This is a genomic window from Phenylobacterium sp. LjRoot225 (genome assembly GCF_964252855.1).
Classification (GTDB): domain Bacteria; phylum Pseudomonadota; class Alphaproteobacteria; order Caulobacterales; family Caulobacteraceae; genus Phenylobacterium.
This window is the reverse complement of sequence record NZ_CAXUPL020000001.1, coordinates 852,176-866,140: the sequence shown is the minus strand read 5'-3', so window position 1 is coordinate 866,140 and position 13,965 is coordinate 852,176. Positions and strand designations below refer to the sequence as shown.

Here is a 13,965-nt window from a genome sequence, read left to right as displayed (position 1 = left end):
GGTCGCCGCCGGCGAGGCCGGGCGCCGACAATACGCGCAAACACCAGGGGTGGCGCGCCTGGAATTCAGGCGCCCTGGACTGCGGAGACGCTCCGCCGGGCCTCGCGGAAGGAGATCAGCCGGCCGGCGGCCTCGTCCCACAGGCTCAGCCGCATGGCCCGGAAGCTGTCGATCAGGGAGATTCGGCTCATCGTCTTCAGCTGTGGGTGGTCGTTCATCACCTGGGGCAGGCGATAGAATGGGATCCGACTGCCGACGTGGTGGACATGGTGCGCGCCGATGTTGGCCGTCAGCCAGCGCAGGGGCGCCGGCAGGTGCAGGTAGGAGGAGCCGTGCAGCGCCGCCTCGTGCAGGCTCCAGCGCTCGTTCCGGGTCCAATAGGCGCCTTCGAACTGGTGCTGGACGTAGAACAGCCACACCCCGATCGAGGCGGCGAGCACGACGATCGGCAGGTGCACGGCCAGGAAGGCGGTGGGGCCGGCCAGCAAAATCTGGGGGACGATCAGGAGCGCCAGTCCCAGGTTGTTGCCGGCGACGCTGAGCCAGGCGCGGCGCTCGCGCATCAGGCCGATCGGCGCGCGGTGCTGCAGCACGAACATGTAGCAGGGGCCCAGCCCGAACATGATCAGCGGATGGCGATAGAGCCGATAGGCCGCGCGCATCAGCCAGGGCCGGGCGCGGTATTCCTCGACGGTCAGGGTGTCGACGGCGCCCAGGCTGCGCCGGTCGAGGTTGCCGGAGGTGGCGTGGTGGATGGCGTGGGTCCGCCGCCAGTAGTCATAGGGGGTCGCCGTCAGCACCCCGATGATCCGGCCGGTCCAGGCGTTGGCCTTCGGCGAACGGAAGAAGGCGGCGTGGCCGCAATCGTGCTGGATCATGAACATCCGCACCAGGAAGGCGGCCGCCGGCAGGGTCAAGGCCACGCCCCACCACCAGCCATGGCTCACCGCAAACAAGGCCAGCCCCCAGAGGACGACGAGCGGGATCGCGGTGATCAGGATCTCGAAGGCGCTGCGCCGATGGCTCGGCCGCTGGTAGGGGGCGAGCGCCGCTCTCAGGGCGGCGGGGTCGGTGGGGAGATTCATTGAGGCTCGCTAGGGACTGGGGCCGAGCGCTTATCGGGCTAATGCGACGGATTGTGGGTGGTCTTTCAGGACTCCAGGAAAAAAGCCAGTCGACGGCGCGGCGGTCGCGGCGGACTTGAACCCGTCGTGCGGGGGCAATATCGCTGCTGTCCGATAAGGCTGATCACCCGCCACAGGAGGAAGACACATGCCCAACGCAATTCAGGACGTGCCGCTGAAGACCATCACCGGCGACGACGCCAAGCTGGCCGACTACGCCGGTAAGGTGCTGCTGGTGGTGAACGTCGCGTCCAAGTGCGGGCTGACGCCGCAGTATGACGCGCTGGAGAAGCTCTACGCCGACAAGCGCGACGAGGGCCTGGTGGTGCTTGGCTTCCCGGCCAACGACTTCGGCGCCCAGGAGCCGGGCACCAACGAAGAGATCCAGGACTTCTGCCGCTCGACCTTCGGCGTCGATTTCCCGATGTTCTCGAAGATCGCGGTGACCGGACCGGAGATCCACCCGCTCTACAAGGCCCTGACCGAGACCTTCCCCGAGGCGGTCTCGACGAGCGACACCGACTTCCGCGCCAAGCTGAAGGGCTACGGCATGACGCCCAATCCCGAGCCCGGCATCCTGTGGAATTTCGAGAAGTTCGTCATCGGCCGCAATGGCGAGGTGGTCGCCCGCTTCGCGCCCGATACGGCCCCCAACGACCCGGTCGTGCTGGAAGCTCTCGACAAGGCGCTCGCCTCCGCTTGATTCACCCGCGTTTACCGAGACTAAACCTCGGTGACGGAACAGTGTGACCTGGGGAAACCGGGGGGCGATGAGCATGACGGGCACTGCTGGACAGGCGGCCATGACGGACGTGCTCTCTGCGGTTGCGGGGGAGCTGGTGCTCGCCCAAACCACCTGCGCTCGCCTCGACGGCGCCCTGGGTCAATTGTTGCACGGCGCGCCCGCCGAACAGCGCGGCGCGGTGATGCGTGAGCTGCACGTCGTCGATCTGCTGAATCAGCAGATCGCGGCGGTGGCCGGCTTCGTCGATCGGATCTCCTCCGGGCTCGGCCACGGCGTCACCGTGGAGGTGGGCGAGGCCTTGAGCGGCATTACGCTGGGCGAGGTGGCGCAGCGGATCGGCCAGGGCGTCGGCCATGTCGCGAGGGCGACCGAAGCGGTCAGCGAGGACGTCGATTTCTTCTGACGACGGATGAGGGCTGCGACGCAACCAATGGCGTAGCTTTTGCTTTTTACCTCCAGACGATGCGTGGCGTCGGTCCGCGCCATCCTGGAGACCCATGCACATGATCACCGACGAAGCCTCATTCGAAGCCGCACTCGTGCAGGTCGCGGCGTTCCTGGAAAATCCGCCGCGTCAAGGCACCGCTCAGGACTTCGAGTTCGCGGGCCTCCTCGAAGAGGTCGCCCAGTACGAGACCCAGCTGCAGTCGCTGCCGACGACGTCGGCCCTGGAGGCCGTGGTCGCCCGCGCCCACGAGCTGATGCGCGACGCCGCCGCCTTGCGACAGGCCCGCGAGGCCGCTCAGCGTCCGCGCTGGAGCAGCTTCCCAGAGGACGGCGAAGGGATCGGTCCGACAACGGGCGTCTGACGGCGCGCCAAAGCCAGTTTCCAGCTCCGGCGAGCCCGGCTAAAGCTCCTGCCCGACATGGGGGGCGCCGTGACCGAACCGACCGTTCTTACCTATCAGACCCGTTCCGGCCCCATGCTGGCGCTGCGGACGGACTACTACATGACGCGAGCGCTCGAGCTCTACGGGGAGTACTGCCCCGACGAATGGCGCCTGCTGCGCCAGTTGATCCGGCCCGGGATGACGGTGGTCGAGGTCGGCGCCAACATGGGCACCCACAGCGTCGACATCGCCCGCGCCTGCGCGCCAGGGCCGTTTTACGCCTTTGAGCCGCAGCCGCGGATCTTCCAGATCCTCTGCGGCAACCTCGCCCTGAACGACGTCGGCAACGCCTTCGTCTACCCCGAAGGCTGCGGCGAGGCGGAAGGAGAGGCGGTCGTCCCGCCGCTGGACTACGGGCGCGTCGGCAATTTCGGCGGGGTCGCGCTGCAGCCGCAGAGCGCCGTCGGGACCAAGGTGCGGATCCGGCCGCTCGACAGCCTGGAGCTCGCCAGCTGCGGCCTGATCAAGATCGATGTCGAAGGGTTCGAGCCGCAGGTGCTGCGGGGCGCGCGGCAGACGATCGCGCGCTGCCGGCCGGTCCTCTACGTCGAGAATGACCGCGCCGGCCAGCAGCAGGAGGTGATCTCCCTGGTGGCGGAGCTGGGCTACCGCCTGTTCTGGCACCTGCCGCCGCTCTTCAGCGCGGACAACTTCAAGGGCGTGCAGGAAAACATCTTTCCGGGCATCGCCTCGGTCAACATGCTCTGCATTCCGACCGAACGTAACGCCAAGCTCGACGGCTTCCAGGAAATCGATCCGACCAACTGGACGTCGCCGGTCGATCTGACACGCTGACCGGCCCAGTCGAGGCGCGGTGCGGTGCGTCCGGCGCTTCCGATCACGGAGACTCATGTGAAGCCAAGTCGCGGAACGGGCGTGTTCGGCCTGACCGTGTTGATCGCAGCCGGCGTGTTCGTCGGCGCGCCGCACGCCCAGGCGCCTCAGCCGCCGCAGGCCCAACCGCGGGCGGACGCCTGGGTCCCCGTCGCCGGCTATCTGCCAGAGGCGGAGCGAATCGACAGCCTGGCGCTCGCGCCGCCGCCTCCGGCGGCGGGGTCGGCGGCTCTGTCGCGCGACGAGGCCGCTGCAAAGGCCGCCGTCGCCCTGCAGGGCGAGCCCCGGTGGGGTCTGGCCGCCCGCGACGCCGAGCTGAAGCTTCCGCGGGCGGCGCAGACCTTTTCCTGCGCGCTCGGCGTCAAGCTCGATCCGGAGCAGGCGCCGCGGCTCTTCACCCTCCTGGCGCGCACCATCGCGGACCTGGGCCTCTCCACCTACGCCGCCAAGACCCACTATATGCGGCCGCGGCCGTTCACCGTCGACGGCGCGCCCAGCTGCACCCCGGACAATGAGGCGGGTCTACGCCGCGACGGTTCCTACCCTTCCGGCCATAGCTCCATCGGCTGGGGCTGGGGCCTGATTCTCGCCGAGCTGGCGCCCGACCGGGCGGACGCGCTCCTGGCGCGTGGGCGGGCCTTTGGCCAGAGCCGGGTGTTCTGCAACGTCCATTGGCAGAGCGACGTCGACGAAGGCCGGGTGGTCGCCGCCGGAGTGGTCGCCAAGCTGCACGGGGACCCACAGTTCCGTGCGGACCTGGAGGCGGCGCGCGCTGAGGTCGCAGCCCTGCGCAAGGGCGAGGCGGCGCCCGAGGGCGATTGCGCGGCGGAAGCTGCGACCCTCGCCGCCGGCTGAGGCCGGTGGCGGCGCTGGCCCGGGGGGGGCGGCCCCCCGCAGACCGGAGGGGCAGAGGGAGGCCGCCGTTCGGAGGGAGCTGGTGCGCAGCTGGGGCGCATTCCGTCCGAGTCAGGGCCACGGTTTGGGTGGCGGGGCCCTGCTGAGGGAAGCTGCAGTGTGAGCCGGGCGGCAGTTGGGCGCTTCGGTATCTCGATTGTATCGGTCAGGCCGCGCGCATGACCGCGGCGACGCCCGGCAGGCGGGCGCGGGCGATCAGGCCCTGCTCGGCCGAGACGAGGACCAGGTCGCCGCCGTGCGAACGCAGGACCGAGCGCGACACGGCCAGGCCCAGGCCGACGCCCGGGGCGCCCGAGGTGCGGGCGTCGGAGCCGCGATAGAAGGGCTTGAAGACCTCCGCCAGCTCCTCGGGCGGCAGACCGGGACCTTCGTCCGCCACCTCGATCACCACGTCCCCGCCGTCGCTGAACAGGCTGACCCGCGCGCGGCGGCCGTATTTGATGGCGTTGTCGACCAGGTTCTCGAACACCCGCTGGATGGCCAGGAGGTCGACCTGCACCGGGATGGACGCGCCGGGCTCCAGCTCCGCCGCGTCGCCGGCGTCGTCGACGACGCATTCGAGGATCGAGCGCAGGTCGGCCGTCTCGCGCACGCTGCCGCTGAGCTCGTCGCGCATGAAGGCCAGCACCGAGGAGATCATCGCCTCCATCTGGTCTACGTCGCGCGCCAGCGAGGCGCGCACGGCGGGCGAGGCCCGTTCGAGCTTGAAGCGCATCCGGGCCAGCGGGGTGCGCAGGTCGTGGGTGATGGCGCTGATCATCCCCGTGCGGTCCTCGACATAGCGCCTGAGGCGCAGTCGCATGGTGTTGAAGGCGCTGGCGGCGCGGCCGATCTCGGCGGGCCCGGTCAGCGGCGGCAGGTCCGCTGTGGGCTCCCGGCCGAGCCGCTCGGCGGTGTCGGCGAACTGCTGCAGCGGCGTCACCAGCCGGCGGGCGAGCAGATAGGCGGGGGGGACGACGAGCGCCAGCGAGAGGGCGAACCACAGGAGCACCCGCCGCTGCCAGCTGTTCGGAAAACCCTCCGGCCGGGGTCGGACGGTGACCCAGCCGGCCGGGGTCTTCAGCGCGGCGACGAACTCGCCTTCGACATAGGCGCTGGGACGCGAGATGCCGAAGACGGAGCTGGCGACCGGCGCCTCGAGGCGGATATCCGCCGGCGGCCGCAATGCGGCGGCGACCACAGGCGCGGCCAGGTTCGGCGTCGGCGCCACGGCCGGCGGCGCGACGGGCATGGCCCGTTCGATCTGCGTGGGCGCGGAGGGGGGCCTTTGTTCGAACGGTGGGAGCGGCGCAACCGTCCTGACGGGGGCGGAGGCGGCCGGCGGCGACACGGGTAGGGTGGTGACGACACGGGTGTCGAACACCGCCGCGTCGAGCGGAGAGCGGATGATCGGGCGAGTCCCCTGCGGACGATCGCCGAACGCGCCCTCAGGCCCGGGCGCCGCCGCCGTCCCGCCGGCCGGGCCAGGAGGAGACCCGAGGCGACGATCGGTCCCCGGCGCGCCGGGCGCGCGGGAAGGGCCGGCGCCCGCGGCTGGGCCGCTCGTTCCGCGCCAGGGTCGCGTCGTCTTCCTCTGGGGAGCCTCCGGCCAGCCGCCAGGCGGATTGACGCCGTTCGGCCGCCACCCGGCGCCAGCGCCCGGGCCGCCGGGCGCCATATCGCCGCGCATCGGCGGCGGCGCGCCGCCTGGGGGCGGGGGCGGCGCCTGGGCGAGCTGGAACGGTTCGGCGTCGGAGCTGGGGGCCGTGTCGCTCAGCGGAACGAACCCGGCCACCAGGACCCGCCGTCCTGACGACAGGGCCAGGGGCCGCGGTCCGCGCGGCGGCGGACCGGCCGTGCCGGCCAGCGGCGGGGGCGCGTAGAAGAGGATGCGGACGTCGCTCTCCTGGGCGTTAAGCAGGCTGGCGAGCTCGCGGGTCGTGCGCGCGGACACCACCCAGCCGGGGCTCTCCAGGCTGGGGGCGGCCTGCTCCACCGTGCGGATCAGGGGTCGGCCGTCGCCGGAATCGGCGGGGGCGCCGCGCAGCGCCTCGGCGATCTCGCCCAGCGAATGCTGCTGCGGCGGGGCGGGGGGCAGCAACAGGGTCAGGGCCAGGGTGACCACCTGCGCCACGACGAGGCCGCCGACCACCAGGGCGATGATCTGCAGCCAGATCGGCGGGCTGGGAAGCCTTCGGAAGAGGGCCGGTCGATCGCTCATTCGCTGGCGACCTTCACATCCAGCATATAGCCCACGCCGCGATAGGTGCGGATGATCTCGCCGTCGGCCTGGTCCTGGATCTTGCGCCGCAGCCGGCTGATGTGCAGGTCGATCGAACGACCGGAGACGTCCGGCTCGTCGCCCTTGAGCAGCACGGTGAGCTCGTCGCGCGAGACTACCTTCTGCGCCTTGTTGAGCAGGGCGGTCAGCAGGGCGAGTTCGCTGCGGGTGAGCAGCAGGGTCATGCCGTTCGGCGCCTGGAGCTTGTGCGCGGCGAGGTCCAGCAGGAAGCCGGCGAACCGATAGCTGGTGCGCTTCTGGTTCGACGCCCCGGGCGTGCGCCGGCGCAGCAGCGCCTTCACCCGCGCCAGCAGCTCCCGCGGCAGGATCGGCTTGACCACATAGTCGTCGGCGCCGAGCTCCAGGCCGAGAATCCGGTCGATCGGCTCGCCCTGGGCGGTGAGCATCAGGATCGCCGGGCCGCCGGCGTCGGCGAGCGCGCGGCACAGGCTCAGGCCGTCCTCGCCCGGCAAGTTGATGTCGAGCACCGCCACCTGGATCGGACGCGACTGCAGCACGCGGCGCGCCTCGGGCACGCTCGCAGCCTGCGAGATCGCATAGCCGTTGTCCTGCAGATAGGCCGCCATCTCGGCCCGCAACTCCTCGTCGTCCTCGACGAGCAGCACTTCCGCCACCGAATCTATCGCCGCACCCGTTCCCATCACGGCGATACTAAAGCACGAGGCCGGGGCGCGTGTCACAGACCGGCGTTCCAGGCGGCGCGCCGGAGTCGGCTGCGGCGCAGGCCTGGCTGACGGCGGGCGGGCGTGAGACGCGGTCATGCCGTTCCGCAATCCAGCACCCGGATGTCGACAATACGGCGTTCGCCCTCGACGCGGGCGAGCTGCACGACCACGTCGACGACGCTGCGCACATAGGCGAGGGTCTCGAGCCGGGGCAGGGCGAGGCCGGCCTGCATCACCATCAGCGCGATCTGCTCGAGCGCGCCCTCCGGCGTGTTGGCGTGCACGGTGGTGAAGGAGCCGGGATGTCCGGTGTTGATGGCGCGTAGAAAGGTCGCGGCCTCGCGCCCACGGATCTCGCCGACGATGATCCGATCCGGTCGAAGCCGCAGGGCCGCCTGCAACAGATCGTCCACCGTGACCCGTGCCTCGCCCAGGTCTCCCTTCACCGCGGTCAGGCCGAGGAGGTTCGGCTGGCGCGCGGCGATTTCCGGCGTGTCCTCGACCAGCAGGATGCGTTCCTCGGCCGGAACGATCTTCAGCAGGCTGTTGAGGAATGTGGTCTTGCCCGACGAGGTGCCGCCCGAGATCAGAATGGTCCGGCGGGCTTGGGCGGCGCAGCGCAGGAAGCCCACCGGATCGGCCAGGGCCTCGGCCTGGCTGAGCCGGCTCGCGGCGTCGCGGCCTGGCGTCAGCGGGCCGCGCTCGTAGTCGGCCAGCTCAAGATCCGTCATCTGGTGGCGGCGGATCGCCAGCGCCCAATGCCGGGCGGCGGGCGGTCCCACCATCTGCACCCGCTCGCCGCCGGGCAGGGTGGCCGCCAGCAGCGGGCTCTCGCGGTTCACCGCCTGATGGCCGACGCGGGCGATCTGGGCGGCGAGCCGTCCTAGCAGTTCGTCGCTCACTTCGGGCGCGCTGATCCGCCGCATCCGCGGTTCGCCCGCCCGCTCGACCCAGAGCTCGCCGGGACGATTGACCAGGATCTCGCTGACATCCGGCCGCTCCAGCCAGGCTACGAACGGCCGCAGGTAGCTGCGGAGATAGACCCCGGCGATGGGCGTCGCCGCCTCGGCCATCTCAGCGGCCCCCGAAGTCGAGATCGCGCGCGACGAACACCTGGATGGGCGTTCCGAGCGGCACCCGGATGGTCGGCGCGATCTTGCCGTCGGCCTGCAGCGCCTGGGCCGCGGCGCTGGTCGAATCCGAGCTGGCGTTGATCACCAGGGCGGTCGAGCTTCCGCCGGCGAGCGCGCTGGGCAGGGCGCTCACCACCGAGAGCAGCATGGCCCCGCCGAACCGTTGCAGGAAATGACGGTCGACCTTGCCGGCGAGCCCGGTCTGGCCCGCCGCGTCCATCACCGGGGAGCCCAGTTGGATCGAGACGCCGTCCGGGCGGATCAACCGGGACCAGACGATGAAGGCGCGGCTCTGACCGCTGGAAAGCCCGCTCTTGTACTGGCCGATCAGCCGGCTGCCGCGCGGAATGGCCACCTTCGTTCCGTCGAAGCTGCGGACGTCGCGGCTGACGATCGCCCGGGCGTACCCGGGGAGGTCGGAGTTGAGGGCCGTCTCCAGCACCGCAGGGATCAGCGACCCCTGCACCACGGTCGCGCTCGGGTCGCCGATGTCCTGGGCCTGGGCGCGGGCGCTGTCGCCGCCGATGCGCAGCGAGAACTGTTCGTCGGCGTTGAGCGCCTGGGCGGCCTGGCCGCCCCCCGCCGCACCGACCGCGCCCGCAGGCTTCGCCGATCCGGCCGCGCCGGCGTCGGTGTTGTCGACGATCAGCGGGCTTGCCCGGGATTGGTTTGGATCGACCTGAACCGCCGCCGGCGCGGCCGGGGCCGGGGTCGGTGTCGAGGCGACGCTCGTCGACGCCTTGATCACCTGCGCAACGGGTGCCGCCGGAGGGGGCGCCTGCGTCGAGGCCGTGGCCGGCTCGCCGCCCGACAGCGCCAGCAGGGTCACGGCGCCCAGCGCCAGGGCGCCGACGCCGCCGAGGACCAGGCCCAGATCGAGGCCGCGCGCCGGCCGGCCCACCTGGGGCGCGGCGCAGACCGACGCGAGCCCAAGCTCGTCCTTGTCGAGTTCTAGGCGCGGATCGCGTCCGGCGCTGTTGAGGAGGGGGGTCATCGGGACTTGCTCCCGCGGCCGAAGGGGCTCCGGCGCTCGGTCTGGGCCACCGCGTCCGGCCGCGGCTGCGGCGACCCGGCGTCCAGCGCCGGCGTCTGGTAGGCGTCGTTGTAGAGCACCGCCACGGCGTTGCCGCGGCGCAGGACGAAGGCCGGCGCGACCTGATCGACCACCAGGTAGTCGCCCTTGCCGGTGAAGCTCACCGGGGTTTCGGTCTTGTCCGCGGCCAGAGCGTAAACCGCCGGGGTCGACATCCCCTCGGTCCAGCGGAAGAAGGTCGCCCTGCCGTTGTCGAACACCCGGACGGGAACATTGTCGCGGGCGCCGGTGAAGCTGTAGGTCGCATTGCGCTGATCCGGCGGCGGGACAGCGGGTTCGGCCGGCGCCTGCGGCAGGTCCGCAGGCGATCCGAGCGCCGGCGCCGGCGCCGGATCGCGCGGATAGGCGAAGCGGAGGCTGTAGGCCACCGCGCCGCGCCGGCAGGCCGGGGTGTCGCGGGCGACCAGTTCAAAGGCGTACACCCGACGGTCGGTGGCCACGGTCATGTTGGAGTGGCTGGTTCGGTAAGCCGGCTTCACGAAAAGCATGTTCGCGCGCTTGTTGGGCGACACGAGCCATTGGGAGGCTTCGCCCAGGCCGACGTTCTCGATGTGCTCGTCAGGTCCGAACTGGACCATGGTCTGAAAGCCGAAGCAGCCTTCCAGCCGGACGACCGCGTCAGGGTCGTAGGCGATCCGGCGCATGCGGCCGTCGGCCTGGGCGGTGTTGGCTGTCAGCACCAGGGCCGCCGTCGCCAGCGACAGGGTCCTGAGGGGCGGAAAAAGGCTCATGGTCCGATGGTTCCAGAAAGGGGCCGGCGACTCGCGCCCGGACGAAAGGTCTGGCCGAGCCCCTCGACCCGGCGGCGGCCGCCGCGGATGTCGGAGGTCGGCAGGGAGAGCGCCTCGACCATGGCGGCCGAGCGTTGCTCGGACGCCCGCCCGGTTTCGCGCAGCACGGCCGTGGCGAGGCCGGAGACCCGGTCGTTCGAGTGGGCCGTCGTCTCGCGAAGCTCGCGCGTGGCGTCGGATAGGGCGGGAGCCGCCGCCGGGGCGGACGCCGCGTCCGGCGCGGGTCCTGAGGCGCGGATTCGCCAGCCGCGGGTGAGGGCGGCGGCGGTCGCCGCCAGCGTCGCCACCAGGCCGGCGTAGATCACGCAGGCGAGGAACAGAGTCACGATCGGCCGCAGCGCGCTCACCGCGGCGTTCGGATCGTCGGCGACGGCGGAAATCAGCGGACCGATCACCGCCAGCAGGCCGGATCCGCCCAGCACCACCAGGGTGGGGGCGATGGCGAAGGCGACGGCGGTCCGAAGCCAGCCCTCGAACAGGCCGCGGGTGGCGTCGAACAGGCTGAACACCAGGAAGACCGGCCCCAGCGCCAGCAGCACCGCCAGCACGATGCGGGCGATCACCAGGAGGCCGAGGGTGGCGAGCAGCAGCAGGATCGCGCTGGCCCAGACCAGTTTGCTGGCCAGCTCCAGGTTCGGCGCCTTGGGCATGGCGGCGAGGCTGCGGCCGATCTCCAGCACCGCGTCGAACAGGACGTCCAGCCGCGCGGCGAAGGCCCGGGTAGCGCCGGCCTTCGCGCCCAGGAAGGCCGAGGCGACCTGATCCGGCCCGCCGGTGAGCAGGCCGTAGACCACCGTCTGATAGGCCGGCCAGGCGGTCGCGAAAGTGAGCACGAAGCCGAGCGTCAGCACCTTGGGGCCGAGGGCGCCGAGGGTCAGCCGGGTGTGGCCGGTGAGCAGGCCCAGGGCGATCACCGTCAGATAGATCGTCAGCCCGGCGCTGAGCGCCAGGCCGAGCGCGCCGCCGGCGCCGAACAGGTGGCCGTAGCCCGAGGCCACGGCGTCGTTCACCTGGCAGTCGAGCGCGCCGAGCGTCGCCGTCAGCGTGGCGTCGCCGTCGATCGGGAGCGGCAGGCAGGCGGTCATGAGGCGCTCCGCAGCGGCAGGGCCGCGACGTCCGGCAGGGGCGCCGGATAGGCGCCGCCCACCAGTTCCGGCCACCAGAAGGCGGGATGGTCGCCGACCCGCCGCCGGATCTCGTCGAGCTTGCGCACGCTCGCCTCGCGCCCGGACAGCACGGTGAGGAGATCGGGCATGCTGGAGAGGTCGAGGCGCGCCACCACGCTGTGGGCGCCGTGCTTGACCAGGAAGCAGCGCGACCGGGGCGGCAGCCCCTGGACCAGGGACAGCTCGTGCTCCGTCAGCCCGAAGCCGCCGCAATAGTCTGCGGCCTGGGCGCGCGGGTTGGGCATGAAGATCTGGGTCGCGGCCTGTTCGAGGATCGCCGAGGAGATCCGGCTGTCCAGCGCGTCGCGTGCGCTCTGCGAACCGAATCCCAGGACGGCGTTGCGTTTGCGAAGCGTCTTCATCCAGTCGCGGATGCGTGCGGCGAACACCTCGTCGTCCAGCGCCTTCCAGCCCTCGTCGATGAGGATCAGGGTCGGCGAGCCGTCCAGCCGTTCCTCGACGCGGTGGAACAGGTACATCATCGCCGGCGTCCGAAGCGTCGGGTCCTCCAACAGCTCGGTCATGTCGAAGCCGAGCGTGGCCTGGCCAAGGTCCAGCCGGTCGTAGGCGTTGTCGAACAGCCAGGCGTGTTGCCCCTCGCCGCACCAGGGCGCGATGCGCGAGGCGAGATCGCCGGGCTCGGGCCGGCGGAAGCCGCCCAGCAGTTCGCGGAAGTAGCGCAGGCGTCGGTAGAGGGGCTCCTGCTCGAAGTTGGCGTCGACGGCCTGGGCGACGAGCTGCTCCTCGTCGGGGGTCAAGGCCTGTTCCGCGCGGCAGGCCAGGCGGGCGACCCAGCTGCGCAGGAAGGCGCGTGACGAGGGGCTGTCGGGCAGCTGCAGCGGGTTGAAGCCGGTCGGCTGGCCCGGCCTCAGATTGGCGTAATGGCCGCCGATGCTGCGCAGGAAGATCTCCGCGCCGCGGTCCTTGTCGAAGAAGATGGTGCGCGGCCGGATCTTCTGGGCCTGGGCGGCCAGGAAGTTCAGCACCACCGTCTTGCCCGAGCCGGACGGCCCGATGATCGTGAAATTGCCGAGATCGCCGTCGTGGAGGTTGAAGAAATAGGGGGTGGCCGACGTCGTCTCGAGGACGGTGATCGCCGGACCCCAGTGGTTGTCCGAAGCCCGGCCGATGGGAAAGCCGTGCAGCGAGGCGAGGCTGGCGAAGGCGCCCGTGGAGATCTGCGCCTTGCGTGCGGCGTAGGCCTCGTTGCCGGGAAACTGCGCCCAGAAGGCCGGCTCCAGCGCCAGGTCCTCGCGCACCGCGATGGCGCCGAGGTCGGCGAAGGTGGCGGCGCATTCGGCCACGGCGCCGTCGAGCTGGTCGAGCGAGGCGGCGCGCACCAGGATCGAAAGCTGATGCTCGCCGAGCGCCGAACGGCCGGAGGTGAGGTCGTCCTTGGCCTCGACCAGGCCGCGCCTGAGGCTCTGGGAATCGTCGTCCGCCGCGCGGAAGCGACGCAGCGCCAGAGAGACCCGCTCGACCCCGATCTGCCGGTCGACGAAGGCGAAGGCTTCCGAGAGGGTCATCTCGTAGGGGAGCCGCAGGAGGGCGTCGAGCACGCCGGGGGCGGCGGAGGGCGGATACTCCTTCAGCGACAGGATCGCCGAGAAGTCCTTGGCCGCGGCGGCGCCTTTCCGCTCGATCGCCTCATGCCCGAAGGTGATCCGGCGGTAGGGCAGGTGATGGCCGACGTCGCCAGCCGGCGCAAGCACCGGCCGCATCTCGCCGTTGTAGAGCGCCGAGAGGAATTCCAACGGCTCGGAGCATCGACCGTTGGGCGTGTCGTAGCCGCCCAGCAGCCGCGGGCCGTAGGGCTGCAGGGCCGCCTGCAGGGCCTCGCGCACGCCGTCCAGCTCGCGCAGGTCGCGCGCCAGGGCCGCCGACCGGGTCTGGGCGTCGAGGCCGCGAGAGAGAAGTCCGGCCAAGCGGTCGGCCACGCCGATCTTGCCCTTGGGTGCGCGCCGCAGGAGGGTGACGAAGAGGTCGTTGACGAACAGCCTGCGCTCGGTGAGCCGAGCCTGCCAGTGCGCGTCGATCTCGGCGCACACCGGGTCGGCGAATTCGCCATCGAGCGCCACCTCGACCCGCCGGCGCAGGATGTGGTGGTGGACCACGTAGCGAGAGTTTCCGACGGCGCGCAGGGCTGCGTCGCGGATCGCCTGCTTCTGGTTCAGGTCGCCGGTATCGGCGGTCTCGAAGGCGAAGCCCTCGAGGTGCAGCACCTGCAGGATCGACCCGTCGCGGAGGACGACGGCGTGATCGCCGAGGAGCCGGGCGTAGGGCAGGCGATCACCCGCCCTGGGCTCTTTGCGCGGACGCAGATTCATT

The 13,965-nt window shown here is 71.2% G+C and carries 13 protein-coding genes; 5 read left to right on the top strand and 8 right to left on the bottom strand.

Annotation, left to right across the window (positions count from 1 at the left end; all coding sequences use genetic code 11):
- Positions 1–65: 65 nt before the first annotated feature.
- Positions 66–1,085 carry a fatty acid desaturase gene (locus ACSQ2B_RS04175; protein ID WP_436047610.1) on the bottom strand — a complete coding sequence of 340 codons (1,020 nt, stop codon included), beginning with the start codon at positions 1,083–1,085 and terminating at the stop codon, positions 66–68.
- Between the two features lie 187 nt (positions 1,086–1,272).
- Between ACSQ2B_RS04175 and ACSQ2B_RS04170 the strand changes: the two genes are divergently transcribed.
- The 5 genes from ACSQ2B_RS04170 (at position 1,273) to ACSQ2B_RS04150 (ending at position 4,448) form a co-directional block, all read left to right on the top strand.
- Positions 1,273–1,827: a glutathione peroxidase gene (locus tag ACSQ2B_RS04170; protein WP_436047608.1), complete on the top strand. Its 555-nt coding sequence runs from the start codon at positions 1,273–1,275 to the stop codon at positions 1,825–1,827.
- Between the two features lie 100 nt (positions 1,828–1,927).
- Positions 1,928–2,272 carry a hypothetical protein gene (locus tag ACSQ2B_RS04165; RefSeq protein WP_436047606.1) on the top strand — a complete coding sequence of 115 codons (345 nt, stop codon included), beginning with the start codon at positions 1,928–1,930 and terminating at the stop codon, positions 2,270–2,272.
- A gap of 100 nt (positions 2,273–2,372) precedes the next feature.
- Positions 2,373–2,678: a hypothetical protein gene (locus tag ACSQ2B_RS04160; RefSeq protein WP_436047605.1), complete on the top strand. Its 306-nt coding sequence runs from the start codon at positions 2,373–2,375 to the stop codon at positions 2,676–2,678.
- 69 nt (positions 2,679–2,747) lie between these two features.
- Positions 2,748–3,554: an FkbM family methyltransferase gene (locus tag ACSQ2B_RS04155; RefSeq protein ID WP_436047603.1), complete on the top strand. Its 807-nt coding sequence runs from the start codon at positions 2,748–2,750 to the stop codon at positions 3,552–3,554.
- A gap of 57 nt (positions 3,555–3,611) precedes the next feature.
- Positions 3,612–4,448: an acid phosphatase gene (locus ACSQ2B_RS04150; RefSeq protein WP_436047601.1), complete on the top strand. Its 837-nt coding sequence runs from the start codon at positions 3,612–3,614 to the stop codon at positions 4,446–4,448.
- Positions 4,449–4,653: 205 nt separating this feature from the next.
- Here the strand turns inward: ACSQ2B_RS04150 and ACSQ2B_RS04145 are convergent, their stop codons facing one another.
- The 7 genes from ACSQ2B_RS04145 to ACSQ2B_RS04115 form a co-directional block, all read right to left on the bottom strand.
- Entirely contained in the window at positions 4,654–6,708 is a 2,055-nt protein-coding gene (locus tag ACSQ2B_RS04145; protein WP_436047599.1) for an ATP-binding protein, read from the bottom strand.
- A complete protein-coding gene (locus tag ACSQ2B_RS04140) occupies positions 6,705–7,430 on the bottom strand; it encodes a response regulator (RefSeq protein ID WP_436047597.1) in 726 nt (241 codons plus the stop codon). Before ACSQ2B_RS04140 ends, ACSQ2B_RS04145 begins: the two co-directional genes overlap by 4 nt.
- Positions 7,431–7,546: 116 nt before the next feature.
- Positions 7,547–8,527, bottom strand: a complete 981-nt coding sequence (gene virB11 / locus ACSQ2B_RS04135) for a P-type DNA transfer ATPase VirB11 (RefSeq protein WP_436047595.1) — start codon at positions 8,525–8,527, stop codon at positions 7,547–7,549.
- Position 8,528: 1 nt separating this feature from the next.
- Positions 8,529–9,581: a TrbI/VirB10 family protein gene (locus tag ACSQ2B_RS04130; protein WP_436047593.1), complete on the bottom strand. Its 1,053-nt coding sequence runs from the start codon at positions 9,579–9,581 to the stop codon at positions 8,529–8,531.
- On the bottom strand, positions 9,578–10,411 hold the full coding sequence (locus ACSQ2B_RS04125) for a TrbG/VirB9 family P-type conjugative transfer protein (protein WP_436047591.1): 834 nt from the start codon (positions 10,409–10,411) through the stop codon (positions 9,578–9,580). The genes ACSQ2B_RS04130 and ACSQ2B_RS04125 overlap by 4 nt, the downstream gene beginning before the upstream one ends.
- Positions 10,408–11,556 carry a type IV secretion system protein gene (locus ACSQ2B_RS04120; protein WP_436047589.1) on the bottom strand — a complete coding sequence of 383 codons (1,149 nt, stop codon included), beginning with the start codon at positions 11,554–11,556 and terminating at the stop codon, positions 10,408–10,410. The genes ACSQ2B_RS04125 and ACSQ2B_RS04120 overlap by 4 nt, the downstream gene beginning before the upstream one ends.
- Positions 11,553–13,964 (bottom strand): VirB4 family type IV secretion/conjugal transfer ATPase, encoded by a 2,412-nt coding sequence (locus ACSQ2B_RS04115; protein WP_436047587.1) that lies wholly within the window; start codon positions 13,962–13,964, stop codon positions 11,553–11,555. Before ACSQ2B_RS04115 ends, ACSQ2B_RS04120 begins: the two co-directional genes overlap by 4 nt.
- Position 13,965: the final 1 nt, after the last annotated feature.

Excerpts from the sequence above, each read along its gene's own strand:
- virB11 (WP_436047595.1), bottom strand. The coding sequence starts at position 8,527 with ATGGCCGAGGCGGCGACGCCCATCGCCGGGGTCTATCTCCGCAGCTAC.
- ACSQ2B_RS04130 (WP_436047593.1), bottom strand. The coding sequence starts at position 9,581 with ATGACCCCCCTCCTCAACAGCGCCGGACGCGATCCGCGCCTAGAACTC.
- ACSQ2B_RS04170 (WP_436047608.1), top strand. The coding sequence starts at position 1,273 with ATGCCCAACGCAATTCAGGACGTGCCGCTGAAGACCATCACCGGCGAC.
- ACSQ2B_RS04140 (WP_436047597.1), bottom strand. The coding sequence starts at position 7,430 with ATGGGAACGGGTGCGGCGATAGATTCGGTGGCGGAAGTGCTGCTCGTC.
- ACSQ2B_RS04160 (WP_436047605.1), top strand. The coding sequence starts at position 2,373 with ATGATCACCGACGAAGCCTCATTCGAAGCCGCACTCGTGCAGGTCGCG.
- ACSQ2B_RS04165 (WP_436047606.1), top strand. The coding sequence starts at position 1,928 with ATGACGGACGTGCTCTCTGCGGTTGCGGGGGAGCTGGTGCTCGCCCAA.
- ACSQ2B_RS04120 (WP_436047589.1), bottom strand. The coding sequence starts at position 11,556 with ATGACCGCCTGCCTGCCGCTCCCGATCGACGGCGACGCCACGCTGACG.
- ACSQ2B_RS04175 (WP_436047610.1), bottom strand. The coding sequence starts at position 1,085 with ATGAATCTCCCCACCGACCCCGCCGCCCTGAGAGCGGCGCTCGCCCCC.
- ACSQ2B_RS04125 (WP_436047591.1), bottom strand. The coding sequence starts at position 10,411 with ATGAGCCTTTTTCCGCCCCTCAGGACCCTGTCGCTGGCGACGGCGGCC.
- ACSQ2B_RS04115 (WP_436047587.1), bottom strand. The coding sequence starts at position 13,964 with ATGAATCTGCGTCCGCGCAAAGAGCCCAGGGCGGGTGATCGCCTGCCC.
- ACSQ2B_RS04145 (WP_436047599.1), bottom strand. The coding sequence starts at position 6,708 with ATGAGCGATCGACCGGCCCTCTTCCGAAGGCTTCCCAGCCCGCCGATC.